Annotated in this window: 22 protein-coding genes and 1 pseudogene; 16 read left to right on the plus strand and 7 right to left on the minus strand. The window is 54.6% G+C overall.

Translation table 11 applies throughout. The features are described from left to right. Positions 1 to 19 precede the first annotated feature (19 nt). Positions 20 to 856, minus strand: coding sequence for an S-formylglutathione hydrolase (fghA, locus tag V5P19_RS01615; RefSeq protein WP_334399503.1), 837 nt, complete (start codon positions 854 to 856; stop codon positions 20 to 22). A gap of 137 nt (positions 857 to 993) precedes the next feature. Here fghA and V5P19_RS01620 point away from each other — a divergent pair, with 137 nt between their 5' ends. The 7 genes from V5P19_RS01620 to mglC all read left to right on the plus strand — a co-directional run bounded on the left by V5P19_RS01620 (position 994) and on the right by mglC (position 9,187). Next, positions 994 to 2,142 carry a YbfB/YjiJ family MFS transporter gene (locus tag V5P19_RS01620; RefSeq protein ID WP_334399505.1) on the plus strand — a complete coding sequence of 383 codons (1,149 nt, stop codon included), beginning with the start codon at positions 994 to 996 and terminating at the stop codon, positions 2,140 to 2,142. A 102-nt stretch (positions 2,143 to 2,244) separates the two neighbouring features. Next, positions 2,245 to 2,913 (plus strand): GTP cyclohydrolase I FolE, encoded by a 669-nt coding sequence (gene folE / locus V5P19_RS01625; RefSeq protein WP_334399506.1) that lies wholly within the window; start codon positions 2,245 to 2,247, stop codon positions 2,911 to 2,913. An 18-nt stretch (positions 2,914 to 2,931) separates the two neighbouring features. Further along, a complete protein-coding gene (gene yeiB / locus V5P19_RS01630; RefSeq protein ID WP_334399507.1) occupies positions 2,932 to 4,089 on the plus strand; it encodes a DUF418 domain-containing protein YeiB in 1,158 nt (385 codons plus the stop codon). A gap of 155 nt (positions 4,090 to 4,244) precedes the next feature. Then, positions 4,245 to 5,267, plus strand: a complete 1,023-nt coding sequence (gene galS / locus V5P19_RS01635; RefSeq protein ID WP_334399509.1) for an HTH-type transcriptional regulator GalS — start codon at positions 4,245 to 4,247, stop codon at positions 5,265 to 5,267. A gap of 295 nt (positions 5,268 to 5,562) precedes the next feature. Then, on the plus strand, positions 5,563 to 6,561 hold the full coding sequence (gene mglB, locus V5P19_RS01640; protein ID WP_134347857.1) for a galactose/glucose ABC transporter substrate-binding protein MglB: 999 nt from the start codon (positions 5,563 to 5,565) through the stop codon (positions 6,559 to 6,561). Positions 6,562 to 6,640: 79 nt separating this feature from the next. Further along, positions 6,641 to 8,161 (plus strand): galactose/methyl galactoside ABC transporter ATP-binding protein MglA, encoded by a 1,521-nt coding sequence (mglA, locus tag V5P19_RS01645; RefSeq protein WP_334399513.1) that lies wholly within the window; start codon positions 6,641 to 6,643, stop codon positions 8,159 to 8,161. 15 nt (positions 8,162 to 8,176) lie between these two features. Next, positions 8,177 to 9,187, plus strand: coding sequence for a galactose/methyl galactoside ABC transporter permease MglC (gene mglC / locus V5P19_RS01650; RefSeq protein WP_334399515.1), 1,011 nt, complete (start codon positions 8,177 to 8,179; stop codon positions 9,185 to 9,187). 48 nt (positions 9,188 to 9,235) lie between these two features. On the opposite strand, the gene V5P19_RS01655 is transcribed toward mglC, so the two are convergent. The 5 genes from V5P19_RS01655 to V5P19_RS01675 all read right to left on the minus strand — a co-directional run bounded on the left by V5P19_RS01655 (position 9,236) and on the right by V5P19_RS01675 (position 13,693). Continuing rightward, a complete protein-coding gene (locus tag V5P19_RS01655) occupies positions 9,236 to 10,624 on the minus strand; it encodes a glutamine synthetase family protein (protein ID WP_334399517.1) in 1,389 nt (462 codons plus the stop codon). Between the two features lie 121 nt (positions 10,625 to 10,745). Continuing rightward, positions 10,746 to 11,465 (minus strand): outer membrane permeability protein SanA, encoded by a 720-nt coding sequence (gene sanA / locus V5P19_RS01660; protein WP_334399519.1) that lies wholly within the window; start codon positions 11,463 to 11,465, stop codon positions 10,746 to 10,748. A 126-nt stretch (positions 11,466 to 11,591) separates the two neighbouring features. Then, positions 11,592 to 12,476, minus strand: a complete 885-nt coding sequence (gene cdd / locus V5P19_RS01665; protein WP_334399521.1) for a cytidine deaminase — start codon at positions 12,474 to 12,476, stop codon at positions 11,592 to 11,594. Positions 12,477 to 12,605: 129 nt separating this feature from the next. After that, entirely contained in the window at positions 12,606 to 13,301 is a 696-nt protein-coding gene (locus V5P19_RS01670; protein WP_334399523.1) for a CidB/LrgB family autolysis modulator, read from the minus strand. Next, on the minus strand, positions 13,298 to 13,693 hold the full coding sequence (locus V5P19_RS01675; RefSeq protein WP_334399525.1) for a CidA/LrgA family protein: 396 nt from the start codon (positions 13,691 to 13,693) through the stop codon (positions 13,298 to 13,300). Before V5P19_RS01675 ends, V5P19_RS01670 begins: the two co-directional genes overlap by 4 nt. A 203-nt stretch (positions 13,694 to 13,896) precedes the next feature. Here V5P19_RS01675 and map point away from each other — a divergent pair, with 203 nt between their 5' ends. The 8 genes and pseudogenes from map to V5P19_RS01715 all read left to right on the plus strand — a co-directional run bounded on the left by map (position 13,897) and on the right by V5P19_RS01715 (position 24,277). Then, positions 13,897 to 14,676 (plus strand): type I methionyl aminopeptidase, encoded by a 780-nt coding sequence (map, locus tag V5P19_RS01680; RefSeq protein WP_334399527.1) that lies wholly within the window; start codon positions 13,897 to 13,899, stop codon positions 14,674 to 14,676. A 66-nt stretch (positions 14,677 to 14,742) separates the two neighbouring features. Next, the gene (gene dusC, locus V5P19_RS01685) at positions 14,743 to 15,675 is read left to right on the plus strand and encodes a tRNA dihydrouridine(16) synthase DusC (RefSeq protein ID WP_334399529.1); all 933 of its coding nucleotides are present in this window, start codon (positions 14,743 to 14,745) and stop codon (positions 15,673 to 15,675) included. Between the two features lie 343 nt (positions 15,676 to 16,018). Further along, entirely contained in the window at positions 16,019 to 17,323 is a 1,305-nt protein-coding gene (locus V5P19_RS01690) for a carbohydrate porin (protein WP_334401099.1), read from the plus strand. 165 nt (positions 17,324 to 17,488) lie between these two features. Next, positions 17,489 to 18,322 (plus strand): transcriptional antiterminator BglG, encoded by an 834-nt coding sequence (gene bglG / locus V5P19_RS01695; RefSeq protein WP_334399532.1) that lies wholly within the window; start codon positions 17,489 to 17,491, stop codon positions 18,320 to 18,322. Between the two features lie 29 nt (positions 18,323 to 18,351). After that, positions 18,352 to 20,311, plus strand: a pseudogene (bglF, locus tag V5P19_RS01700) (PTS beta-glucoside transporter subunit IIABC); the annotation flags it as partial. Between the two features lie 12 nt (positions 20,312 to 20,323). After that, positions 20,324 to 21,718, plus strand: coding sequence for a 6-phospho-beta-glucosidase (locus V5P19_RS01705; protein ID WP_334399534.1), 1,395 nt, complete (start codon positions 20,324 to 20,326; stop codon positions 21,716 to 21,718). A gap of 325 nt (positions 21,719 to 22,043) precedes the next feature. After that, positions 22,044 to 23,462 carry a multidrug resistance outer membrane protein MdtQ gene (gene mdtQ / locus V5P19_RS01710; RefSeq protein ID WP_334399536.1) on the plus strand — a complete coding sequence of 473 codons (1,419 nt, stop codon included), beginning with the start codon at positions 22,044 to 22,046 and terminating at the stop codon, positions 23,460 to 23,462. A 50-nt stretch (positions 23,463 to 23,512) separates the two neighbouring features. Then, positions 23,513 to 24,277: an SDR family oxidoreductase gene (locus V5P19_RS01715; protein WP_334399537.1), complete on the plus strand. Its 765-nt coding sequence runs from the start codon at positions 23,513 to 23,515 to the stop codon at positions 24,275 to 24,277. Between the two features lie 58 nt (positions 24,278 to 24,335). On the opposite strand, the gene V5P19_RS01720 is transcribed toward V5P19_RS01715, so the two are convergent. Next, positions 24,336 to 24,908: a DedA family protein gene (locus V5P19_RS01720; RefSeq protein WP_334399539.1), complete on the minus strand. Its 573-nt coding sequence runs from the start codon at positions 24,906 to 24,908 to the stop codon at positions 24,336 to 24,338. Positions 24,909 to 25,065: 157 nt separating this feature from the next. Between V5P19_RS01720 and V5P19_RS01725 the strand changes: the two genes are divergently transcribed. After that, complete coding sequence (locus V5P19_RS01725) at positions 25,066 to 25,653, plus strand: Yip1 family protein (RefSeq protein WP_334399541.1); 588 nt, start codon at positions 25,066 to 25,068, stop codon at positions 25,651 to 25,653. Positions 25,654 to 25,665: the final 12 nt, after the last annotated feature.

Raw genomic sequence — 25,665 nt, forward strand, 5'->3', positions numbered from 1 at the left:
GGAAGAGGCTTACCGGCACTTACCCAAATAAATGCTCCGCATGGAAGCGGAGATGTTCCTCAATAAAGGACGCCATAAAGTAATAGCTGTGGTCATATCCCGGCTGTATACGCAGCGTCAGCGGCCAGTCTTTCTGACGCGCTGCCTCTGCCAGCACTGCAGGCTGGAGCTGTCCGGCTAAAAACTGATCCGCGTCGCCCTGATCGATGAGCATTGGAATCGCATCCGCAGAATCGCTTGCCAGCATCAGCGCGCAGCTATCCCACTCCTGCCAGCTTTCTGCATTATTACCCAGGTAGTGGGAGAACGCTTTCTGCCCCCAGGGAACCTGCGTGGGGTTCACAATTGGCGCAAATGCCGACACGCTGGTGTACTTTCCGGGGTTTTTTAGCGCCACGATCAACGCCCCGTGGCCGCCCATAGAGTGTCCGCTGATGGCAAAACGATCGCCTACCGCAAACTCCGCCTGAATCAGCGCGGGTAGCTCGTCGCAAATGTAATCGTACATGCGGTAATGGCTCGCCCAGGGCTGTTCGGTGGCGTTCAGATAGAACCCGGCTCCTTTGCCTAAATCGTACCCCGCGTCGTCAGCAACATCATCGCCGCGCGGACTGGTGTCCGGCATCACGAGCGCAATACCCAGCTCGGACGCAACACGTTGCGCACCGGCTTTGGTGGTGAAATTCTCGTCGTTACAGGTTAATCCTGAGAGCCAGAACAGCACCGGCGGCTTTTTCCCTGGTTCGCCTGGCGGCAGGAAAATGCTGAACGTCATCGCGCAGTTCAGTACGGTGGAGTCGTGGCGCCAGCGCTGCTGTCGGCCTTCAAAACAACGATGCTCTTCGAGCAGTTCCATGCAGGGCTCCTTATGCGAATTGCTATTCATGAGACTCATAATACAGAGTTTTCATTTACCTGTGAGCAACTTTCACTTTCGCAAGGCGACGAGATGCTGCATCATAAATTTACTTTTCTTTAACAATTGGAGCGGTCATGGCGCTGCGTATCGCGCTCAGTGGATTTGTGGTTCTGGTGGTGGCGATGGGGATAGGGCGCTTTGCTTTCACACCTCAGGTGCCGCTGATGATTGCTGCCGGGCAACTCACGCTGACCAGCGCGGGACTGGTGGCGGCGATGAACTATCTGGGCTATCTGGTGGGCGCATGGGACGCAATGCGCGCGCACCGCTTTGTTGAAACCCGTCTCTGGCTGGGCATTTTTGGTGCCGTTGGGCTCACGCTCCTCTCCGCTGTTGCCGAGAATGCCGTGGTACACGGTTTGATGCGCTTTGCGATCGGCTGCATGAGCGGTTGGTCAATGGTGCTTATCGCTGCGTGGACCAACGAGCGGCTGGGGCAGCTTGGCAAGCCGGGCCTCAGTGCCGCCGTGTTTGCCGGGCCTGGTGCCGGTATTGCCCTGAGCGGGCTGCTCGCGGTGTATATTCAGGCGAAATCGCTGTCAGCCGGGGCCGCATGGCAGATTTACGGCGTGCTGGCGCTGGTGCTTATCGCGCTGGTGGCGCGATACCTGCCGCGCGCCGGTCAACTTCATCGACCGGGCAGCGCGCCGGAGCCGCTCATCCTGACGCAGGATTTAAAGCGTCTGGTCTGGAGCTACAGCCTGGCGGGCTTTGGGTACATTCTCCCGGCCACCTTTTTATCGCAGATGGCAGCGGCGCGTTTTCCCGGCAGCGTCATCGCCCAGTTCGTCTGGCCGCTTTTTGGTGCGGCGGCCGTTGTGGGGATTGCGCTGAGCATCGCGCTGCGTCACACCTCAACGTCTAACCGCCGGCTGGCGATTGTGCTCTGGCTGCAGGCCGCGGGCGTACTGGCCGCCTGGCTGCTGCCGGGGATTGTCGGGCTCCTGCTGGGCGGATTGCTGGTAGGGGGCGGGTTTTTATGCGCCGTGCAGCTCTCTCTTTTATATGGACGCGAGCTGGCACCCAACCATACCCGCTATATGGCGGGATTGCTGACCACGGGTTATGCCATCGGCCAGTTAATTGGCCCGGTTACCTCGGCGTTATCGACCTGGCTGACGCATCAGCTTGAGCCTGCTCTGGGGCTGGCGGGTATCGCGCTGTTCGTAGGCGGTGCTCTGGTCTGGAACCGTCAGGCTGAAAGGCAACAGCAATTGCAATAATTATCGTCGTGAATACTGGATTATGTGCGCCGCCTCACGCACAATGAGCGCACACTTTTGCCACAACGAGGGCAAAAGATGCCACACCTGCAGGAGATAAAAATGTCATCACTCAGTAAAGAAGCTGCCCTGGTTCATGAAGCTCTGGTTGCGCGCGGGCTCGAAACGCCGCTGCGTCCACCGGTTCAGGAACTGGATAATGAAACCCGTAAGCGTCTGATTTCAGGGCATATGACCGAGATCATGCAACTGCTGAATCTCGATCTGAGCGATGACAGTCTGATGGAGACACCGCAGCGCATCGCCAAAATGTACGTCGATGAGATTTTCTCCGGCCTCGACTACGCGAACTTCCCGAAAATTACCGTTATCGAAAACAAGATGAAGGTTGATGAAATGGTGACGGTGCGTGATATCACGCTGACCAGCACCTGCGAACATCACTTTGTGACCATCGATGGCAAAGCAACCGTGGCGTACATTCCAAAAGATACGGTTATTGGTCTGTCCAAGATCAACCGCATCGTGCGGTTCTTCGCGCAGCGTCCGCAGGTGCAGGAGCGTCTGACGCAGCAGATCCTGACCGCGTTGCAAACCCTGCTGGGCACCAACAACGTGGCGGTTTCCATTGATGCGGTTCACTACTGCGTGAAAGCGCGCGGCGTGCGTGATGCCACCAGCGCGACCACCACGACGTCGCTGGGCGGCCTGTTCAAATCCAGCCAGAATACCCGCCAGGAGTTCCTGCGCGCTGTACGTCACCACAACTAATCAGACAGGGCAGGAACCATGGAGCGAAACGTTACGCTCGATTTTGTTCGCGGCGTCGCGATCCTCGGTATCCTGCTGCTGAATATCAGCGCCTTCGGCCTGCCGAAGGCCGCCTATCTGAATCCTGCGTGGTATGGCGACATCACCCGTAGCGATGCCTGGACGTGGGCCATCCTCGATCTTTTTGCGCAGGTCAAATTTCTCACCCTTTTTGCGTTGCTGTTTGGCGCGGGTCTGCAGCTGCTGCTCAAGCGCGGCACGCGCTGGATCCAGTCTCGTCTGACGCTGCTGGTCATCCTCGGGTTTATTCACGGTCTGCTGTTCTGGGATGGAGACATTCTTCTCGCCTATGGATTAGTCGGCCTGATTTGCTGGCGGCTCATCCGCGATGCACATAGCGTGAAAAGCCTCTTCAATACCGGCGCGATGCTGTATGCGATGGGGCTTGGCGTGCTGCTTTTACTGGGCCTTATTTCGGGGGAAGCGACTAACCGTTCGTGGATCCCGGATGCGGCCAACCTGCAGTACGAGCAGTTCTGGAAACTGAAAGGTGGCACAGAAGCGATAAGCAACCGGGCGGATATGTTGGGTGATAACCTGCTGGCGTTAGGCGCGCAGTATGGCTGGCAGCTGGCGGGAATGATGCTGATGGGCGCTTCCCTGATGCGCACAGGCTGGCTGAAAGGGGAGTTTAGCCTACGGCATTATCGTCGCGTGGGGTCAGGACTGGTTCTGCTGGGCGTGCTGATTAACCTTCCGGCAGTGGTTGCGCAGTGGCACCTTCACTGGGACTACCGCTGGTGTGCCTTCCTGCTACAGCTTCCGCGCGAGCTCAGCGCGCCGTTCCAGACAATCGGCTATGCCGCGCTGATTTATGGTTTCTGGCCGCGCCTTGCCAGGCTGTGGATCGTCAGCGCTGTTGCCTGCGTTGGGCGCATGGCATTAAGCAATTACATTCTGCAAACCCTGATTTGCACCACGCTTTTCTACCGATTCGGCCTGTTTATGAAATTCGACCGCCTTGAGCTGCTGGCGTTTGTTATTCCGGTCTGGGCGGTTAATGTGGTGTTTTCGGTTATCTGGCTCCGCTATTTCCGCCAGGGACCGCTGGAGTGGGTGTGGCGACAATTAACCGCACATGCTTCGGGTGTATCATTGAGTAAAACATCCAGATAACGATCTGGATCACAATCATTAACAAAACGGATGTAAGCGTTTTCATTCGTGTGACCTTCTTCACGTAGTCCCCTCTCTCTCACTGCCAAAATAGCCACCTTGCTAAACACAGGGGGTGTCTGTGAGCTGCTGCAATCCTTTGAAGGATGGTGAATATGATCACCATTCGTGACGTCGCCCGTCAGGCGGGTGTTTCTGTTGCTACCGTTTCTCGCGTGCTTAACAAAAGCGCGCTGGTTAGCCCTGAAACCCGTGAAACCGTAATGAAAGCCGTGACCCAGCTGGGGTACCGGCCAAACGCTAATGCCCAGGCGCTTGCCACGCAGGTCAGCGACACCATTGGCGTCGTGGTGATGGATGTGTCGGATGCATTTTTTGGCGCGCTGGTAAAAGCGGTGGACGTTGTTGCTCAACAGCATCAGAAATATGTGCTGATTGGCAACAGCTATCATGAGGTTGAAAAAGAGCGTCATGCTATCGAAGTGCTGATACGCCAGCGTTGCAATGCCTTGATTGTCCATTCAAAAGCGTTGAGTGATGAAGAACTGGCCGGCTTTATGGAGCAGATCCCCGGCATGGTATTGATCAACCGCATTGTGCCAGGCTACGCCCACCGATGTGTTGGCCTGGATAACGTTAGCGGCGCCATGATGGCCACGCGAATGCTTATCAACAACGGCCATCAGCGCATCGGTTTTCTGGCCTCCAGCCACGCTATCGAAGACGACGAGATGCGCCGGGAAGGGTGGCAGAACGCGTTGAAAGAGCACGGGATAATGCCGCTTGAGAGCTGGGTAGGAACCGGTACGCCGGATATGCAGGGCGGTGAAGCCGCTATGGTTGAACTGCTGGGCAGAAACCTTCAGCTTTCTGCCGTGTTTGCCTACAACGACAGCATGGCTGCGGGGGCGCTGACTGCGCTGAAAGACAACGGTATTGCGGTGCCACAGCATTTGTCGCTGATTGGTTTTGATGACATCCCGATAGCTCGCTACACCGACCCGCAGTTAACCACCGTACGTTACCCCATTGCCTCGATGGCGAAACTGGCGACAGAGCTGGCGTTACAGGGCGCGGCAGGGCTGCTGGATCCAAACGCAACGCACTGTTTCATGCCGACTTTAGTACGTCGTCATTCGGTCGCGTTACGACAAAATGTGGCTCCGATCACTAACTGATCATGTGGTGTGATGTAACCGTTTTCAATCTGTGAGTAAATTCACAGTATCTTAACAAGCTGCTGACTATGATGTCAGCGTTTTAGGGGCTGAAACGCTATGTAACGGTGATTAATCACTTTCGCTATAGCCAACGTGCCGCAAACAACCAAAAAAACGCATTTCTGGAGCGTTACCGAACACGGAAGATAGAAATTTTATAAGTGAACTTCGGCGTTCAGTAACTTTTTATTAACATCTGCCCGCCGACCGTTATTCACAAGAACTACCCTGCATAAAAAAAACCGGAGATACCATGAATAAGAAGGTGTTGACTCTGTCTGCTGTAATGGCAAGCATGCTTTTTGGTGCAGCAGCGCACGCTGCGGATACCCGTATTGGTGTGACTATCTATAAGTACGACGACAACTTCATGTCTGTTGTGCGTAAAGCTATCGAGAAAGATGCTAAAGCAGCGCCAGACGTTCAGCTGCTGATGAATGACTCCCAGAACGACCAGTCCAAACAGAACGACCAGATCGACGTTCTGCTGGCAAAAGGCGTGAAAGCGCTGGCCATCAACCTGGTTGACCCGGCTGCAGCAGGCACGGTCATTGAAAAAGCGCGTGGCCAGAATGTGCCAATTGTCTTCTTCAACAAAGAACCTTCCCGTAAGGCGCTGGATAGCTACGACAAAGCGTTTTACGTCGGTACTGACTCCAAAGAGTCCGGTATTATTCAGGGCGATCTGATCGCGAAACATTGGGCGGCAAACCCGAACTGGGACCTGAACAAAGATGGTCAGATCCAGTTCGTTCTGCTGAAAGGCGAGCCGGGTCACCCGGATGCGGAAGCACGTACCACTTACGTGATCAAAGAGCTGAACGACAAAGGCCTGAAAACCCAGCAGCTGGCGTTAGATACCGCAATGTGGGATACCGCTCAGGCGAAAGATAAAATGGACGCATGGCTGTCTGGCCCGAACGCGAACAAAATTGAAGTGGTTATCGCCAACAACGATGCGATGGCGATGGGTGCGGTCGAAGCGCTGAAAGCACACAACAAATCGTCTATCCCTGTATTCGGTGTGGATGCTCTGCCAGAAGCGCTGGCGCTGGTTAAATCTGGCGCAATGGCCGGTACCGTGCTGAACGATGCCAATAACCAGGCGAAAGCCACCTTCGATCTGGCGAAAAACCTGGCCGACGGTAAAGGTGCAGCTGATGGCACCAGCTGGAAAATTGAAAATAAAATCGTTCGCGTACCTTACGTGGGCGTAGACCAGTCCAACCTGGCTGAGTTTATCGGTAAATAAGTTAGCGGTACTGTCTCCACTGGGCGCAATTCGTTGCGCCCTTTTATAACGCGATATGCGAGGCCAACAAGGTATAATTATGGTCAGCACAAATACTCAGTCGTCCGGTGAATACTTGTTGGAAATGACCGGTGTCAACAAGTCTTTTCCCGGTGTTAAGGCACTCGATAATGTTAATTTAAAAGTACGTCCTCACTCTATTCATGCTTTGATGGGGGAGAACGGTGCGGGTAAATCAACGTTATTAAAATGTCTTTTTGGGATCTATCAAAAAGATTCTGGCAGCATTCTTTTTCAGGGGAAAGAGATCGATTTCCATTCAGCAAAAGAAGCGCTGGAAAACGGTATCTCCATGGTTCACCAGGAATTAAACCTGGTACTGCAACGTTCGGTTATGGACAATATGTGGTTGGGCCGTTATCCAACCAAAGGTGTCTTTGTCGATCAGGATAAAATGTATCGCGACACCAAAGCGATTTTCGACGAGCTGGATATTGATATTGACCCGCGCGCGCGCGTAGGTACATTGTCCGTCTCTCAAATGCAGATGATCGAAATTGCGAAAGCGTTCTCCTATGATGCAAAAATCGTCATCATGGATGAACCCACATCGTCATTAACGGAAAAAGAGGTTAATCACCTTTTCACCATCATTCGTAAACTCAAAGATCGCGGCTGCGGCATCGTCTATATTTCCCACAAGATGGAAGAGATCTTCCAGTTGTGCGATGAAATCACGATCCTGCGCGACGGTCAGTGGATTGCCACGCAGCCGCTGGAAGGGCTGGACATGGACAAGATTATCGCCATGATGGTCGGCCGCTCCCTGAACCAGCGTTTCCCGGACAAAGAGAACACCCCGGGCGAGGTGATCCTTGAGGTACGTAACCTGACCTCGTTGCGTCAGCCATCCATTCGCGACGTTTCCTTCGACCTGCACAAAGGCGAAATTTTAGGCATTGCCGGGCTGGTGGGCGCCAAACGTACCGATATTGTGGAAACCTTGTTTGGTATTCGTGAAAAATCGGGCGGCACTATCACGCTGCACGGTAAGAAAATTAATAACCATAACGCCAATGAAGCCATTAATAATGGTTTTGCGCTGGTGACGGAAGAGCGTCGCTCAACCGGTATTTACGCCTATCTCGATATTAACTTTAACTCGTTGATTTCGAATATCCGTAACTATAAAAGCAAAATTGGTCTGCTGGATAATTCCCGCATGAAGAGCGATACCCAATGGGTTATTGACTCTATGCGCGTAAAAACGCCCGGCCACCGTACGCAAATTGGTTCGCTGTCGGGCGGTAACCAGCAAAAAGTGATTATTGGTCGCTGGTTATTAACGCAGCCAGAAATCCTGATGCTGGATGAGCCCACACGCGGAATCGACGTGGGTGCAAAATTTGAAATTTATCAGCTGATTGCTGAGCTGGCGAAAAAGAATAAAGGGATCATTATTATTTCTTCCGAAATGCCGGAATTATTAGGGATCACAGATCGTATTCTGGTAATGAGCAATGGTCTCGTCGCCGGTATTGTTGACACCAAAACGACTACGCAAAACGAAATTTTACGTCTTGCGTCTTTGCACCTTTAAGATCAGGGGCTCCTCATGAGTGCGTTAAATAAAAAAAGTTTTCTCACTTATCTGAAAGAAGGCGGTATTTACGTCGTACTTTTAGTCTTACTGGCCATTATTATTTTCCAGGATCCTACGTTCTTAAGTCTGCTCAACCTGAGTAACATTCTGACCCAGTCTTCCGTGCGTATTATCATCGCGCTGGGCGTGGCGGGTCTTATCGTAACCCAGGGTACTGACCTTTCAGCGGGGCGCCAGGTGGGGCTTGCGGCGGTTATCGCGGCGACCATGCTGCAGTCAATGGAAAACGCCAACAAGGTATTCCCGGAAATGGCGACCATGCCGATTTTCGTGGTGATCCTGATTGTGTGTGCCATCGGCGCGATCATTGGTCTGATTAACGGCATCATTATCGCTTACCTGAACGTGACGCCATTCATCACCACGCTGGGTACGATGATCATCGTTTACGGTATCAACTCCCTGTACTACGACTTTGTGGGCGCGTCTCCCATCTCTGGTTTCGACAGCGGCTTCTCGACCTTCACGCAAGGGTTTGTGGCCCTCGGCAGTTTCCGCCTGTCGTACATCACCTTCTATGCACTGATTGCGGTCGCCTTCGTTTGGGTGCTGTGGAACAAAACTCGTTTCGGTAAAAACATCTTCGCCATCGGCGGTAATCCGGAAGCCGCGAAAGTATCTGGCGTAAACGTTGCTCTGAACCTGCTGATGATTTATGCCCTGTCCGGCGTGTTCTATGCCTTTGGCGGGATGCTGGAAGCGGGTCGTATCGGGTCTGCAACCAACAACCTCGGCTTCATGTACGAACTGGATGCGATTGCGGCCTGCGTGGTCGGCGGGGTGTCCTTCAGCGGCGGCGTGGGTACCGTGATCGGTGTGGTAACCGGTGTCATCATCTTTACCGTCATCAACTACGGTTTGACCTACATCGGCGTGAATCCGTACTGGCAGTACATCATCAAAGGGGCGATCATTATCTTCGCGGTTGCTCTGGATTCACTGAAGTACGCCCGTAAAAAGTAATTGTTTCGAACGTTATCTGGCCCGCTCATCGAGCGGGCTTTTTTATTTTCAGGCAAGCGTCGATTCCTGGCCGGTGACGATACTTTCAAACCAGTCGAGTTCTGCAAGCTTGCAGGTGACCCACTGCTGAGAAAAGGCTTCACCCAGGCTGTTGGTGAGATACTGGCACCGGGAGAAAGTCTCAATTGCCTGCTGTTGAAACAGGGGAAGCTCAGGTTGATCGTGCTGCGGTTCAGGTAAATCCTCTTCTTCAAACTTTTCCAGACCATACAGCATGCCCGTCAGGATGGTAGCCGCAACCAGATACGGGTTTGCATCTGCCCCTGCCAGGCGGGACTCGATACGACGGTTACCTTCATCCGAGCAGGGAATGCGCAGTGCGGCGGAGCGGGTGTTATAGCCCCAGGAGTTGAATAAGGGTTCGGTAAGATTTTTACGCAGGCGTCGGTAGGCATTAACGCCCGGAGCCATAATAGCAACGGATGCTGGCATGAGTGCCAGCTGCCCGGCGATGCACAGTCGCATCATGCTGTTCAGTTCCTCCACCGGCGAGGCAAACAGGTTATTGCCGTGAATATCATTCAGGCTGAAATGAAAATGCAAACCGCTGCCGGATTGAAGGCTGTAGGGTTTAGCCATAAAGTTGGCCTGCAGCCCGTGTTGTTCGGCGACAAATCGGGTCAGGCGGCGGAGCGACAGCACGTTATCGCAGACCTCAACCACCCGATGGCTGTGCTTTAGGTTCAGCTCGTACTGGCCCGACTCCGCTTCCGCCACAATCCCGGTGAGCGGAATACGCTGGAGCTGCGCAAGCTGCTCCAGTTCACCGAACAGGGCCGCGTGCGCCGTTGAGGTGTCCATATGAAAGCAGCCCTGATTCTGCGGATCCCGAGCGTCGCGGCCGGTCAGATAGAACTCAATCTCTGGCGCAATCACCGGGAAAAGCCCGTGCTGGTGGAAGCGAGCCAGCACGTTCTGCAGAATCACGCGTGGCTCAAAGGGACAAGGATCGCCCTCGCTGTCCTTCATCGTCAGCAGGATCTGCGCATTGTGCTGGGGATCCTGTGGAGAAGGCCGCAGCGAGCCGGCGACCGGCACGCAAAGCCTGTCTGGCTCATCGGGAAGTGAGGCGGCTATTTTGCCTTTCTGATCCATTGAGTAGACCGAAAGTGGAAAATAGCAGCCTTTCTCAAGACTCAACATGCTGTCCACTGAGAGTCGCTTGCCGCGCATAATACCGTTGATATCGTTCAGATAGACGTCAATATGTTTTGTCTGTGGGTAACGCTCCAGATAGTCCGCCACGTCGAGAGACACGTTGCGCTGCAGGGCATCAATTTTCGCATCAAGATACAGGCCGGAATTGAGTGCAGTCGGAAGCGATAAGCCCGGAAAGTTAAAGCAAGGGCGGATATTTTTCAGAAAAAAAGCATTCATGATCGAGTTCATAGTCATTCTTAAATGAAGCCGTAGCGGCAGTGAACTCAGCTTAAAATGGCGGGTATAAAGGGGAGATAAAAAGAGTCGCCTACGGTGTAAAGAATCGATAAAAGAGAGGCTATTTTTTCTCTTTCTTCTGCATGTCCAGCAGCTGTTCAGGCGTCACTGCGGGATAACCCTGCGCATCTTCTGGCACCTCATGCATCGCTGGAATGGGCACTAGCGGACCTAAAAAACGCGGTTCGCGTTTGAAAATATACAGGTCGGCCAGCGCGCCAAAACGGGCACCGAATTCGCGCACGCGCACGCTGAGCATATCTTTTGGCGACGGTACGGCGTAGCACTGGGCCTGAATACCCATATGGAGGGCAATAAACAGCGCGCGTTCGCAGTGGAAGCGCTGGGTGATGATGATGAAGTCGTTGGTGTCGAACACCTTCCGGGTGCGCACGATGGAGTCAAGGGTGCGGAACCCGGCGTAATCGAGCACGATGTCCGCCGGATCGACGCCAGCAGCAATCAAATCCTTACGCATCGTCATCGGCTCGTTATAGCTTTGCAGGGCATTATCGCCGCTCAATAGCAGGTAATTCACCTTGCCGCTATTGTATGCGTTAAGCGCGCCCTGAATACGGTAACGGTAATACTGGTTAATGACGCCGGTGCGGTAATATTTGGCGGTGCCGAGCACCACGCCGACCTGACGATAGGGAAGGTCCTGCAGATCATCAAAGATGTAGGGGGCCGTTTTCCAGCTCATCCAGCGGTCGAGGCCCAGCACGATCAACAGCAGTATGCCGACCAGGACAGACAGGCTGTAAAAAACGCGCTTTAACATGAAGATGGCTCGTTCGTGGATGAAATTTAGCTCAGGCTACTTTACCCGCCTGGTTAGCGCAAGAAACAGCGAATCAACTGAGGGGTTTTTCAGCAAACGGGCGGGCATTTCTGCCCGCCGAAAGGATTACGCAAGCAGAACGCGCTCGATATTTGTGCAGCCCAGCGCCTTCAGCGTGGCGGCCGTGGCATCCCACTGAATCAGCGGCGCATCGGCAATCTCAGCCAGAATGGCGCGCTGAATATCGGGATAGTCATAACCGTTCAGGCTCAGCAGGTTGAGTGCGCCCTGTAATGGCGGCAGCGTCGGGTTAAATGCGGCGTTCTCCGCGTAGCTGCCGGTGAAGATGCGGCCATCGCGGCACTGCAGCGCCACGCCGCTTGGCGATTTACTGTAGGGGGTATGACTTTTATTGGCGGCACCGATAGCGGCTTCGCTGAGATCGTCCCCGGAAAGGACGAAGCCGTGATCCTGCGCGTCCATCAGCAGCGTTTTGATCTCAAGATCTTTAGGGCCGAAGGCATCGGGCAGGTAATCGCCCAGCGTGTGCGGCTCGCGCCCCGGCAGATTAATGCGCAGCTGCAGCCCGCTGTTGAGTTCATTCATAAACTGACGACAGTGGCCGCAAGGGGTGTAGTTAACGGTGATGGCGCTCAGCGCTTTTTCTCCGCGCAGCCAGGCGTGGCTAATCGCGCTCTGCTCTGCATGAACGGTTTGCTGCATGGTGGCGCCAAGGAACTCCATATTCCCGCCGAAGTACCAGGTTCCGCTTACGCCGCGCGCGATGGCACCGACGTTAAAATGGGAGAGATCGGCGCGCGCGCAGGCGGCAGCTAGGGGCAGCAATGCGAAAGCCAGCGCGTCTTCGTCCAGCCCCGTTGCTTGTTTAAGCGCGGTGACCTGCTCTGTCGTTAGCATGGCGGGGAAATGCGCCTCTGCCAGCATCGGGGCAAGGGCTGATTGCAAATTCTCTGCAAGCTGGGCGAAAGCAGCGTGAAAACGTGGGTGCATGGCGTTTGCCTCATAAAGGTTAATGGATCGGTAGTGTACGGAGCCGCCTGGGCTTTATATGTGATCCAAATCTCATTATTTATGCAACTTATGAAAACAAAATGAAATTTGCGCGACGCATCGCAAATTTTAGCCTACTACCGCCAGAATAATCGGGAACAGGAAGGGCGCTATCAATGAGGTCATGATTCCGCAGATGACCAGTGCCAGCGAGCTAAATGCTCCTTCCTGATAATCTATTTCGGCGCAGCGCGCGGTTCCCAGGGCATGGGAGGCGGTTCCCATTGCCAGGCCCCGAGCAGCTTTGGTCCGAATTTTCATCAGATTCAGCAGCGTATGACCAAACACCGCGCCAAGGATGCCGACGAAAATGACGCACATTGCGCTGATGGCCGGAATACCGCCGATGCTGCCCCCTACGGCCATTGCGATAGGCGTAGTGACCGATTTTGGCAAGATGGAGGCGGCAATTTGAGGCGAGGCGCCCATCAACAGCGCAACGGAGGTGCCGGTAATCATCGCCACCAGGCTCCCGACAAAGCAGATGGTGATGATGGACTTCCAGCGGGCGCGGATCTGATGCAGCTGCTCATATAAAGGAAAAGCGAGGGCCACAACCGCGGGCTGTAGCAGGTCGTTTAAAATTTTGCTCCCGGCGAAGTAGCGTTCATAGGGAATACCGGTGAGAAGCAGGAAAGGAATAATCACCACCATTGCCACCAGCAGCGGGTTGAGCAACGGCATTTTGAAACGTGCGGCAAGTTTGCGTGCAGCGAAGAACACCACCAGAGTTAAGGGCAGCGACCACCAGATATTGGCCATCATTTTTCTGTTTTCTCCCCGACCACTTTACGTTCGCCATGCACCAGATGTGAACTCCAGCTCACCACCAGGAAAACCACCAGCGTGCTGACCGCACAGGAAACAACAATCGGGCCGAACTGCGCCCTGAGCAAATCGTAATACTGCATCACGCCCACGCCAATCGGCACGAACAGCAGCGCCATATAGCGAATGAGTACAAAGCAGCCTGGGTTGACCCACTTTGCCGGTAAGACCTGCAGCGCCAGCAGCACAAACAGGATCAGCATCCCGATGATGCTGCCCGGAATGGTTATCGGCAGCAGCGAGGCGATGAAAATCCCGGCATACAGGCACGCGTAAATGAGGATGAAGGCGCGGAGATATTGCCAGACAGTGTTCAGTGATTTGCTCATGGTGAAAGTCCTTGATGAAACGCATTCATCATACAATTAAACTCAGGAATGTGCCACGGATCACATCATGAATTTTGAGCATACCAGACATTCCAGAATGGAACGTCCGGCATTTCCACAAATGGACAGCTTCCCGTTTAAATGCCAGTATTTGTTTTATTTATGAATCAAGTGATTAAGCATCACGACGCAGGAGGTACTCAATGTCGTCAATCATCATTAAAACCGCCGATGAACTTGCCCGGCAACGCCATGCCGGGGAGCTGCTGGCCTCCGTCTTTACCATGTTAGACGGCTTTATCGCACCCGGCGTCACGACGATGGCGATTAACAATCAGGTTGAAGATTTTATTGTGAATCAACTCCATTCCCGTCCGGCCAGCAAAGGTCAGTATGATTTCCCCTATGTGCTGAATACCTCCGTTAACGAGGTGGTATGCCACGGTATTCCCAAAGCGTCCGAGCACCTGAAATCGGGCTCAATTGTGAACGTGGATATCACCCTTGAGAAAGACGGCATGATTGCCGACTCCAGTAAAATGTACCTGATTGGTGACGTATCACCGCTGGCGCGTCGGCTGGTGAAAAAGACCTATGAAGCCATGTGGAAAGGGATCAAGGTCGTGAAGCCCGGCGCGACGCTGGGAGACATTGGTCACGCCATCCAGACGCACGTCGAAGGTAACGGTTACAGCGTGGTGCGCGAATATTGCGGACACGGCGTAGGTAAAGAGATGCACGAAGATCCGCAGGTGCTGCACTACGGTAAGCCGGGTGAAGGGGCAGTTCTGCAGGAAGGGATGGTGTTTACCATTGAGCCGATGGTGAATCAGGGCGACAGCCGGATCAAAACCAAAAAAGATGGCTGGACGGTGGTCACCCGCGATAAAAAACTGTCCGCACAGTGGGAGCATACTATTGCCGTGACGGCGGATGGCTTCGAGGTGTTGACGCTGCGTCCGGAAGAGACGATCCCGGAATAACGCCCGGGCTTTCCACATACCTGCAGAGCGGCTACTATAGCGCGTCTTTTTTCACAGGTACTCTGAATGCGTGTTTTACTGGCCCCAATGGAAGGCGTGCTCGACTCCCTCGTGCGCGAGCTTCTGACCGAGGTGAACGACTACGATCTCTGCGTGACGGAGTTTTTGCGCGTGGTTGATATGTTGCTGCCAGCAAAATCATTCTACCGGCTCTGCCCGGAGCTGCATCGACAAAGCCGCACCACCTCCGGCACGCTGGTGCGCATTCAGCTGTTGGGTCAGTATCCTGAGTGGCTGGCGGAAAACGCCGCCCGCGCGGTAGAGCTGGGTTCATATGGCGTGGATCTCAACTGCGGTTGTCCGTCCAAGATGGTGAACGGTAGCGGTGGCGGAGCAACGTTGTTAAAGGATCCGGATCTTATTTATCGTGGCGCAAAAGCCATGCGTGAAGCGGTGCCGTCTCATCTGCCGGTCACGGTTAAAGTGCGTTTGGGCTGGGACAGCGACGCGCGACAGTTTGAAATTGCCGATGCGGTGCAGCAGGCCGGAGCCACCGAGCTGGTGGTGCACGGGCGCACCAAAGAAGATGGTTATAAGGCCGACCGCATTAACTGGCAGGCGATTGGGGAGATCCGCAAAAGGCTCGCCATTCCCGTGATTGCCAATGGAGAGATTTGGGATTATGAGAGCGCGCAGGCCTGCCTGAAAGAGACGGGTTGCGATGCGGTGATGATTGGCCGCGGCGCGCTAAATGTGCCAAACCTCAGCCGGGTAGTGAAATATAACGAACCGCGCATGCCGTGGGCTGACGTCGTTACGCTGCTGCAAAAATACAGTCGTCTGGAAAAGCAGGGCGATACGGGGCTGTATCATGTTGCGCGTATTAAACAGTGGCTCAGTTATTTGCGAAAAGAGTACAGCGAAGCGCTGGGATTATTCCAGGAAATACGTACGTTGCAGACGTCTGCTGATATTGCTCGCGTCATTCAGTCAAAATAATAAGCGTTAAACGGTTCACACTTTTTTAAAATAGAAAACAGCGCGGGTTTTCAACGTGACGCGACGGTGTTAAGGTGCCACTGTTTTCAACGCAGGATTGTTACTGTTCACAGGCAAAACCTAAGCGTTTCACAGCATTCACCGCTGTGGAGCGCTTAGGTTTTTTTTTGCCTGTTATTTACGCAGGAGAGACATTTGGCCTAACGATTTTTACTGAATTTTAATAATCAAAATACGACAGGAAATAGATTAATTTCCTGCGGACGGTTACGCACAAAATACTCACTCACAGGGTTTTATCATGGAAAATAAAAATATTCTCTATGCCCTCGCCTTATTGACGATGTCCCCTTTGTCGATGGCACAGGAATGGAACGGAACGGTGTTAGGGTTTGAAGCACCGCCGGATCCCCTTCTCGGCGACATGCTAGGTATGCGTAAAATCCTTAACGACAACGGATTTACCTACAATCTTGGTTACCTGAATGAAATTGCCTGGAACGGTGGTGGTGGCTACAACCATGACTCCCACGTGGCCTATATCGACCAGTTTGCGCTGACCTTTAACCAGGACCTGGAGCGCTGGACAGGCATTCCCGATGCTCGCATTGAAGGGAACATCGTCAACCGTAATCACAATGACGATCTCACCACCAAACGGGTTCAGGATCCGCGCGTCAACTTTAACGATCTCACGCAGGAGAGCTGGGGCGGGCAATCCATTACACGCCTGGGCTGGCTGACCTTTGCCCGCAGCTTTGACGACCGGCGTCTGACCTGGCGCATCGGGATGATGAACAAGGTGCAGACCTTCGATCAGATAATCCCCTGTGATTTTCAGCTGCTGTCGCAGTGCGGCGGGAAATCGGCCAACTCGCTGACATGGAACAACTGGAACGTACACACTTGGGGTACCACGCTGGAATACAAGGTTACGCCAACGGTCACCTTAAAAGGCGGGGTCATGGAGCAGAACCCGAATGCCTCCAGCCGCAGCCATGCGTGGAGCTGGTCGACGAAGGGCAGCAAAGGTGTCTTGCTCCCGGTCGAGATCGACGCCCGTCCTCGCATTAATGGCCTACCGGGGGCATACAACCTGGGCGTGGTGTTTACGAATGCTCCGCAGGCCGATCTTTATCGCGGCGCATCAGGCGGCGCGGGCGCCACCGACCCGGACGGTTTTGAGAAACACAACCGTACCTGGTTTATGTACGCAGGTCTGAACCAGCAGCTTACGCAGCATCAGGACGACCCGAATCGCGGGTTGAGCACCTCGGTCAGCATGAGTCTAGCCGATCAACGCAGCAACTATATGCACCAGGTCTATGCCGCCTCGCTGCGCTATCGGGGACTGTTTGACGCCCGGCCGGACGACTGGATTGGCGTTGGCCTGACCTGGATTGATATGAGCAGCCAGTACGCGCGTAATCAGCGTTACCTGAATGCCCAGAATGGCGTTACGGACTATAACAATCCGGCCTATCATCCGGTGCCGGGTCATTCACTGAACGGCGAGTTTTACTATCGCTTCCGCCCGGTGTCATGGCTTGAGCTACAGCCGGGCATTCAGTACTGGCACCACCCGGGGGGAGTATCTCGTACGCAGGATGCGTGGGTTACCGAGCTTAAAACGGTGGTGACCTTCTGATATCACCGTAGCAAGTACGATCTGCGTCACGTTTTGACGCGTGACGGATTGAGGCTACGAATGAAACTGATAGAGTGCCAGAACTGGATTGTTACTGCTGCGGCAGGCAAAACCTGATTTTCTGGCATTTGCCGGAGGTCAGGTTTTTTTGTTTCTGGGGTGCCGATGAAAATCGCCAAAATTCTCAATAACAATGTGGTGGTTGTTCAGGATGAGCGCGGGCGCGAACAGGTGGTGATGGGCCGTGGGCTGGCCTTTCAGAAGCGCATCGGTGAGGCGCTGGATACCGCGTTGATTGAAAAGGTGTTTGCGCTACAGAGTGACGAACTGGTGCGTCGTCTGGGGGAGTTGCTAAACCAAATCCCGCTGGAGGTGATGACCACCTGCGATCGCATCATTGGGCTGGCGGCGCAGCGGCTGGGTAAACTGCAGGACAGTTTGTATATCACCTTAACGGACCACTGCTACTTTGCGATTGAACGCCAAAAGAAGGGGCTGGCAATCAAAAACGTGCTGTTGTGGGATATCAAACGGCTCTATCCGAAGGAGTTCGAACTGGGGCAGGAGGCGCGGGCCATTATCGCCAAACGCCTGAACGTCGAACTGGCAGAAGACGAAGCCGGGTTTATTGCCCTGCATCTGGTGACCGCGCAGCTGAACAGCGAAATGCCGGAAGTGATGCACGTGACCCGGGTGATGCAGGAGATCCTGCAGTTGGTGAAGTATCAGCTGCAGCTTGAGTATGACGAAGAGTCGCTCAGCTATCAGCGCTTTGTCACCCATCTGAAATTTTTTGCCCAGCGGATGCTGACCCGCACGGTGGTGGAAGACGACGATGTCTCACTGCATACGGCGGTGAAAGACAACTACGCGAAGGCGTGGAAATGCGCCGAGAAAATCGCGCAGCACCTGAACAAAAGCTACCAGCGCGAGCTGACAACCGAAGAAATTATGTTCCTCGCTATCCACATTGAGCGGGTGAGAAAAGAGGGGCGTTAAGCCTCAAACGGGATTGTTACTGCAATACGCAGGCAAAACCTGAGCGCGGCCTCTGAAAGGAGGACGTTCTCAGGTTTTTTTATTTTTATACTCAGTCAACAGGTGCCTGCGGGCATCGGATGTAAGGAATTCGAGATGGAATACCAGGCTTTAGCGAAGGATATTCTCGGCCACGTTGGCGGCAAACAGAACATCGTCAGTCTTGTACACTGCGCCACCCGGCTTCGCTTCAAACTGAAAGAGAATCAGAAAGCGGATGCGGAAGGACTCAAGAAAAACCCCGGCGTGATTATGGTGGTCGAAAGCGGTGGCCAGTTTCAGGTAGTCATTGGTAATCACGTGCACGACGTCTGGCAGGCGGTGCGCCAGGAAGCGGGGCTGACCGATGACGCTCCCGTCGTGGAAGATAAGGGTGAAAAAGGCAACCTGCTGGGCCGGCTGATCGACATTGTTTCCGGAATTTTCACGCCGTTTATCGGCATTCTGGCGGCATCCGGTATCCTGAAAGGACTACTGGCGCTGGCCGTAGTCTGTGGTTGGCTCACCGCCGAAAGCGGCACCTACAAAATCTGGTTTGCGGCAAGCGACGCGCTGTTCTACTTTTTCCCGCTGGTGCTGGGCTATACCGCCGGGAAAAAATTTGGCGGCAATCCGTTTATCACCATGGTGATTGGCGGAGCGCTCACCCATCCGATGATGATCGCCGCATTTAACGCCAGCCAGCAGCCTGGCGCGGTAGCGGAGGCGTTTCTTGGCATTCCGGTGACCTGGTTCAACTACAGTTCGTCGGTGATCCCGATTATCCTCGCCGCCTGGGTAAGCTGCTGGCTGGAAAAGCAGAGCACGAAGCGGTTGCCCTCATCGATGAAAAATTTCTTCGCGCCGCTGATCTGTTTAGGCGTGACCGTGCCGCTAACCTTCCTGGTCATTGGCCCCCTGGCGACCTGGCTGAGCCAGATACTGGCGAACGGCTACCAGTGGATTTACGTCCTGGCACCGTGGCTGGCGGGGGCGGCGATGGGCGCGCTGTGGCAGGTATGCGTGATCTTCGGCCTGCACTGGGGGCTGGTGCCGCTGATGATTAACAACCTGGCGGTGCTCGGCCATGACTCGATGCTGCCTATGCTGTTACCGGCCGTGTTTGGTCAGGTAGGGGCTGCGCTCGGGATCTTCCTGCGCACCCGCGATGCGCGTCTGAAAATGCTGGCCGGTTCATCCGTCACGGCGGGGATATTCGGTATCACCGAACCGGCAGTCTACGGTGTGAACTTGCCGCTGCGCCGTCCGTTTATCTTTGGCTGCGTGGCGGGCGCTATTGGCGGAGCCATTGTCGGCTTCAGCGATACGCACGTTTACTCTTTCGGCTTCGCCAATATCTTTACCATCGCCCAGATGATCCCGCCGGGCGGCGTCGATGCCACGCTGTGGGGCGGCATTATCGGTACCGTCGTGGCATTGGTACTCAGCTGCGGCATGACGCTGGTGGCCGGTATGCCGGATCGTATTGCGCCAGAGGGGGTGGTTTCAGCGGGTGAAAACGAGGTGTTGTCGCCGATGACCGGCACCGTACTGGCACTCGATCAGGTGCCGGATACCACCTTTGCGAGCGGCCTGCTGGGTAGCGGCGCCGCGATCGTTCCGTCAGATAACAAGGTGATTGCACCGTTCGCCGGCGAAGTGGCCTCGTTGTTTCAGACGAAACACGCCATTGGCCTGCTCAGCGACAGCGGCATTGAAGTATTGATCCACGTCGGGATCGACACCGTAAAACTCGACGGCAAGCCGTTTACCGCGCATGTCAAGGTGGGTGACAAAGTTCAGCCGGGTGACCTGCTGCTGGAGTTTGACCGTCAGGCGATTATCGATGCCGGATACGATCTGGCAACCCCTATTATTATCAGTAACAGCGACGAGTATCGCGAGGTGGTGACCGTGGCGGCAACGTCCGTGAACGCCGGTGCGCCATTGCTCAGCGTAAGCCATCAATAACAGGAGAACGTGATGAAAACTTTCCCGGATAATTTTTTATGGGGCGGCGCGGTTGCCGCGAATCAGGTCGAAGGTGCATATCTGGAGCACGGCAAAGGGCTGTCCACCTCTGACGTCCAGCCGCAGGGGGTTTTTGGCCCGGTTGTCGAGCGCGTGGCGGGCGACAGCGGCATTAAGGATGTCGCCATCGATTTTTATCATCGCTACCCGGAAGATATCACCCTCTTTGCCGAAATGGGCTTTAGCTGCCTGCGCGTCTCCATTGCCTGGACGCGCATCTTCCCGAACGGTGACGAACAGGAGCCTAACGAAGCGGGCCTGGCGTTTTACGACAGGCTGTTTGACGAGCTGGCCGCGCACAGCATCACCCCGCTGGTGACGCTGTCGCACTATGAAATGCCGTGGGGGTTGGTCAAGCAGTACGGAGGCTGGGGCAGCCGTGAGACGATCGGTTTCTTTGAGCGTTACGCCCGTACCGTTTTTGCGCGCTATAAAGAGAAGGTGAAGCTGTGGCTGACCTTCAACGAGATCAATATGTCCCTGCACGCGCCGATGACCGGCGTCGGTTTACCGGAAACCAGCAGCAAAGGTGAGGTGTATCAGGCGATCCACCACCAGCTGGTGGCGAGCGCGCTGGCGGTGAAAGCCTGCCACGAGATTGTCCCTGACGCTAAGATTGGCAACATGCTGTTAGGTGGCCTGATGTACCCGCTGACCTGCAAGCCAGAAGATGTGCTGGAAGCATTGCAGGAAAACCGCGCCTGGCAGTTCTTTGGCGACGTTCAGTGCCGCGGTGCCTACCCGGGCTATATGCTGCGCTTCTTCCGCGATAACGGTATCCAAATTGAGATCACCGACGCCGATCGCGAGACGTTGAAGTCGACGGTCGATTTTATCTCATTCAGCTACTACATGACCGGCTGCGTTACCACCGATGAAGCGTTAAATCAGCAGGCGCGTGGCAACATTCTGAGCATGGTGCCGAACCCGCATCTCGCAAGCTCTGAATGGGGCTGGCAAATTGACCCCATCGGCCTGCGCACGCTGTTGAACGTGCTGTGGGATCGCTATCAGAAACCGCTCTTTATTGTGGAAAATGGTCTGGGAGCGAAGGACAAGCCGGATGCGAACGGCGTGGTGCAGGATGACTACCGCATCAGCTACCTCAACGACCACCTGGTGCAGGTACGTGAAGCGATTGACGATGGGGTTGAAGTCATGGGCTATACCAGCTGGGGGCCGATTGACCTGGTCAGCGCGTCTAAAGCGGAATTGTCCAAACGTTATGGTTTTATTTACGTCGATCGCGACGACAGCGGAAAAGGGACGTTAGCGCGTAGCCGTAAGAAAAGTTTCCACTGGTATAAAGAGGTCATTGCGACGAAAGGGGCATCCCTGAAAGCGTAATACGGTGAATTTGCCCGGCATCAAGCCGGGCAAACGCATCAGAAAATCATTTTGAATACACCGGTAACCACCAACAGCCCTATCAGAAATATAATCAAAATAACCCACAGCAATATTTTCATTCCCTTCTCCTGCGTATGTATGTCCTGAATAAGTGTAGCAGCGCATTCATAATTGGTATGAATGCGTTGAATTTATTCATTGTCATCATTAATAATTTTCGGAGTATGTAAATGTATGACAAATTGCAGATTGCCACGCGTTACTAAAAAAAAGATGTGCTGTAAGCGTAATTTGCGCCTTTATTTTTTCAGCGAATGGCGTAATGAAACCTTCTCTTATTTTCTCTCTGAGTGCTCCCCTTGTCTTAATTCTGGCGGCCTGTGCGCCGGAACATGCCACGGTGTCGCCCATTAAAACGCAAACCACGGCGGCTTCGGTTAATACGCAGATCCAGCGTACTGACTGGCCGAAAAACGAATGGTGGAAAGACTATAACGATCCCGAACTGAATTCGCTGATAGCGAAGGCGTTGAACGACGCGCCGGATATGCAAATTGCCCGGCAGCGCATTACGCTTGCCGAAGCGCAGGCGAAAGCCACGATGGCTGCCGACGGGCCACACATCGATTTTTCAGCCGATGCTGAACGCCAGAAAATGTCGGCAGAAGGCTTAATGGGGCCCTTTGCCACTACCGATCCCGCAGCAGGCACCACCGGGCCCTGGTATACCAACGGGACCGTTGGCCTGACCGCCGGCTGGGATCTCGACCTGTGGGGCAAAAACCGCGACAAAGTGGAAGCCCGCATCGGTAAGGTTAACGCGCAAAAAGCGGAGATGGAGCAAACGCGTCAGCTGCTCGCCAGCAGCGTTGCCCGGCTCTATTGGGAATGGCAGACCCAGGCCGCCGCCGCGAATGTCCTCGCGCAGATTAAACGCGAACAGGACAATATCATCAGTGCCGACCGTGAGCTGTATCAGCATGGCGTAACCTCCTCTGTAGAAGGCGTTGAAACCGACATTAACGCCAGCAAAACGGAGGAGCAACGGGCAGAAGTGCAGGGCAAAATGAAGGCTGTTGAGGCGCGACTGGGGGCGTTGACCAACAGCTCTGCCATCACGCTCACGCGCCATGCATTACCCGAAACGGACGCCGCGTTACCGACAACCCTGGGCTATGAGCTGCTGGCGCGTCGACCGGATCTTCAAGAGGCACACTGGTATATCGAGGCTTCCATGAGCGAGGTGGATGCTGCTAAAGCGGCGTTCTACCCGGACGTGAACCTGATGGCGTTCTTGCAGCAAGATGCTCTGCATCTGAGCGATCTGTTCCGCTCCTCGGCGCAGCAAATGGGCGTGACGGCCGGGCTGACGCTACCGATCTTTGACAGCGGGAGGCTAAACGCGGAGCTGGACATCGCTCAGGCGCAGAACAATCTCTCGGTTGCACACTACAACAAGGCAGTGGTTAATGCCGTCAACCAGGTGGCGCGCGCGGCCAGCGAAGTGGAGACCCTGACGGCTAAAAATCTGCACCAGCAGCAGGTCGAAAAAGATGCTGCCCGCGTGGTGGCGCTGGCGCAGGCCCGTTTTCGCGCCGGGATTATTGCCGGTTCTCGCGTGAGTGAAGCCAACATCCCGGCACTGAAGGAACACCTCGCCGGACTGATGCTGAAAGGCCAGTATGTTGATGCCACGCTGCAGCTGACGTCCGCGCTGGGCGGCGGCTATCATCACGGCTAAAAAAGGCCATTATCTATACTTACCTCTTTGCAGATTTTCAGGAGGTGAGTATGACCCGAGTAGCCATTGTTACCGCATCGGATTCCGGAATTGGTAAAACCACGGCGCTGATGCTGGCCGAGCGCGGATTTGATATTGGCGTGACCTGGCATTCCGATGAAAAAGGGGCGCTGGAAACCTGTCGTGAAGTTGAGGCGCACGGTCAGCGTGCCGAAGCTGTGCGGCTCGATTTAAGCACTTTACCGCAGGGCGCTAAGGCGATTGAAACCCTGATTGCACGTTTTGGTCGGCTGGATGTGCTGGTCAATAATGCGGGTGCGATGTCCAAAGCCCCCTTCCTTGAGATGCCATTTGACGACTGGCGGAACATTTTCACCGTCGACGTGGACGGCGCGTTTCTCTGCTCGCAAATTGCTGCCCGCCAGATGGTGAAGCAGGGGGAAGGAGGGCGGATCGTGAATATCACCTCGGTGCATGAACACACCCCGCTGCCCGACGCCAGCGCCTATACGGCGGCAAAACATGCGCTTGGGGGGCTAACCAAATCCATGGCGCTGGAGCTGGTCGGGCACAATATACTGGTCAACGCCGTTGCGCCGGGCGCCATTGCCACGCCGATGAACGATATGGACGACAGCGAGGTGAAGGCAGGTTCAATGCCGGAAATTCCGCTGGCAAGGCCCGGTCACACGAAAGAGATCGCCAGCCTGGTGGCATGGCTGTGCGACAGCGACGCCAGCTACACGACGGGACAATCTTTTATTGTTGATGGGGGATTTATGCTGGCGAATCCGCAATTTAAACCGGCAGAGTAACGGATTAATCCTCTCCCCTTTGGGGAGAGGACTAGGATAAGGGGGACGCGACACGGGTTTACTCATCCCCACGCTTCTTCTCCCGATACTTCAGCCACAGCCGTACACTAATCACCGCCACCACCACCAGGATCAACCACGCCCAGTGCTTAATATGCTGGTCGAGATGGTGCAGCCACGGGCCAATCACTTCGCCGCCAACGTAGCCGAGCGTCGTGAAAATCAGCGCCCAGCCAACTGCGCCCAAAACATTCAGCGGCAGAAAAATTTTGGGTGGCAGGCGGCTGGCGCCAATCAGGATGGGACCGATAATGCGAAATCCGTACATAAAGCGGGTGCCGATGACGAACAGGTAGGGATGGCGCTGTATTAGACGCTGCGCCCGCCTGATTTTCTTTTGATGCTTAGCAAAGCGTTTCAGCAGCGTAGGCCCAAAACGCAGCCCCAAAAAATAGAGCAACTGGTCGCCAATCATTCCGCCCAGCGCGACGGCGGCCACTACCAGCGGAAACTTTAGCAGCCCCTGATGCGCGGCAACCCCGCCCAGCAGCGTGATGGTTTCGCCTTCTGCCACGCTACCGACGACCAGCGCAGCGTATCCATATTGTTCAATAAGTCCGTTGATATCCATTACGTCTTCGTGTTCTCCCTCTGCTTGCCTGCATTAATCATATACCCCCTGCGTCAACGGCGCGGCAATCAACGGAAATTTCCCACTGTACATAAAATAATCTAAAGCCTGCATTATACTTAAGGTATCGCTGACGGGCCGACAATAAGGGGGCGCTATGAACCATGTCTGGGGACTCTTCTCCCATCCCGACCGTGAAATGCACGTGATCAGAAACGAGAACGAAACGGTCGCGCATCATTACATGCACCATGTGCTGCTGATGGCAGCGGTGCCGGTAATCTGCGCGTTTATAGGTACCACACAAATCGGCTGGAACTTTGGTGACGGCACCGTGGTTCAGCTCTCCTGGTTTACCGGACTTTATCTTGCCGTTATTTTTTACGGCCTGATGCTGGGCGGGGTAGCGGTGATGGGGCGCGTCATTCACTGGATGGCGCGTAACTACCCGCAACGCCCGTCTCTGGCACACTGTATGGTCTTTGCCGGATATGTCGCGACCCCGCTGTTCTTAAGCGGCATTGTTGCGCTCTATCCACTGGTCTGGCTGTGCGCGCTGATCGGTACGATTGCCCTCTTTTACACCGGTTATCTGCTGTATTTGGGGGTTCCCACCTTCCTGAATATCAATAAAGAAGAGGGCCTGAGCTTCTCCAGCTCAACGCTCGCCATCGGCGTGCTGGTGCTGGAGGCGTTACTGGCGCTGACGGTTATTCTTTGGGGTTATGGATACCGTCTCTTTTAAGCTCACTGCACT

The organism is Enterobacter sp. UNJFSC 003, from assembly GCF_036903355.1.
Classification (GTDB): domain Bacteria; phylum Pseudomonadota; class Gammaproteobacteria; order Enterobacterales; family Enterobacteriaceae; genus Enterobacter.

Coding starts and splice junctions, on each gene's coding strand:
- V5P19_RS01725 (WP_334399541.1), top strand. CDS start 25,066: ATGAACCATGTCTGGGGACTCTTCTCCCATCCCGACCGTGAAATGCAC.
- galS (WP_334399509.1), top strand. CDS start 4,245: ATGATCACCATTCGTGACGTCGCCCGTCAGGCGGGTGTTTCTGTTGCT.
- map (WP_334399527.1), top strand. CDS start 13,897: ATGTCGTCAATCATCATTAAAACCGCCGATGAACTTGCCCGGCAACGC.
- dusC (WP_334399529.1), top strand. CDS start 14,743: ATGCGTGTTTTACTGGCCCCAATGGAAGGCGTGCTCGACTCCCTCGTG.
- cdd (WP_334399521.1), bottom strand. CDS start 12,476: ATGCACCCACGTTTTCACGCTGCTTTCGCCCAGCTTGCAGAGAATTTG.
- mglC (WP_334399515.1), top strand. CDS start 8,177: ATGAGTGCGTTAAATAAAAAAAGTTTTCTCACTTATCTGAAAGAAGGC.
- V5P19_RS01715 (WP_334399537.1), top strand. CDS start 23,513: ATGACCCGAGTAGCCATTGTTACCGCATCGGATTCCGGAATTGGTAAA.
- V5P19_RS01720 (WP_334399539.1), bottom strand. CDS start 24,908: ATGGATATCAACGGACTTATTGAACAATATGGATACGCTGCGCTGGTC.
- mglA (WP_334399513.1), top strand. CDS start 6,641: ATGGTCAGCACAAATACTCAGTCGTCCGGTGAATACTTGTTGGAAATG.
- V5P19_RS01655 (WP_334399517.1), bottom strand. CDS start 10,624: ATGAATGCTTTTTTTCTGAAAAATATCCGCCCTTGCTTTAACTTTCCG.
- folE (WP_334399506.1), top strand. CDS start 2,245: ATGTCATCACTCAGTAAAGAAGCTGCCCTGGTTCATGAAGCTCTGGTT.
- bglG (WP_334399532.1), top strand. CDS start 17,489: ATGAAAATCGCCAAAATTCTCAATAACAATGTGGTGGTTGTTCAGGAT.
- sanA (WP_334399519.1), bottom strand. CDS start 11,465: ATGTTAAAGCGCGTTTTTTACAGCCTGTCTGTCCTGGTCGGCATACTG.
- fghA (WP_334399503.1), bottom strand. CDS start 856: ATGGAACTGCTCGAAGAGCATCGTTGTTTTGAAGGCCGACAGCAGCGC.
- mglB (WP_134347857.1), top strand. CDS start 5,563: ATGAATAAGAAGGTGTTGACTCTGTCTGCTGTAATGGCAAGCATGCTT.
- V5P19_RS01620 (WP_334399505.1), top strand. CDS start 994: ATGGCGCTGCGTATCGCGCTCAGTGGATTTGTGGTTCTGGTGGTGGCG.
- V5P19_RS01670 (WP_334399523.1), bottom strand. CDS start 13,301: ATGATGGCCAATATCTGGTGGTCGCTGCCCTTAACTCTGGTGGTGTTC.
- V5P19_RS01675 (WP_334399525.1), bottom strand. CDS start 13,693: ATGAGCAAATCACTGAACACTGTCTGGCAATATCTCCGCGCCTTCATC.
- V5P19_RS01705 (WP_334399534.1), top strand. CDS start 20,324: ATGAAAACTTTCCCGGATAATTTTTTATGGGGCGGCGCGGTTGCCGCG.
- V5P19_RS01690 (WP_334401099.1), top strand. CDS start 16,019: ATGTCCCCTTTGTCGATGGCACAGGAATGGAACGGAACGGTGTTAGGG.
- yeiB (WP_334399507.1), top strand. CDS start 2,932: ATGGAGCGAAACGTTACGCTCGATTTTGTTCGCGGCGTCGCGATCCTC.
- mdtQ (WP_334399536.1), top strand. CDS start 22,044: ATGAAACCTTCTCTTATTTTCTCTCTGAGTGCTCCCCTTGTCTTAATT.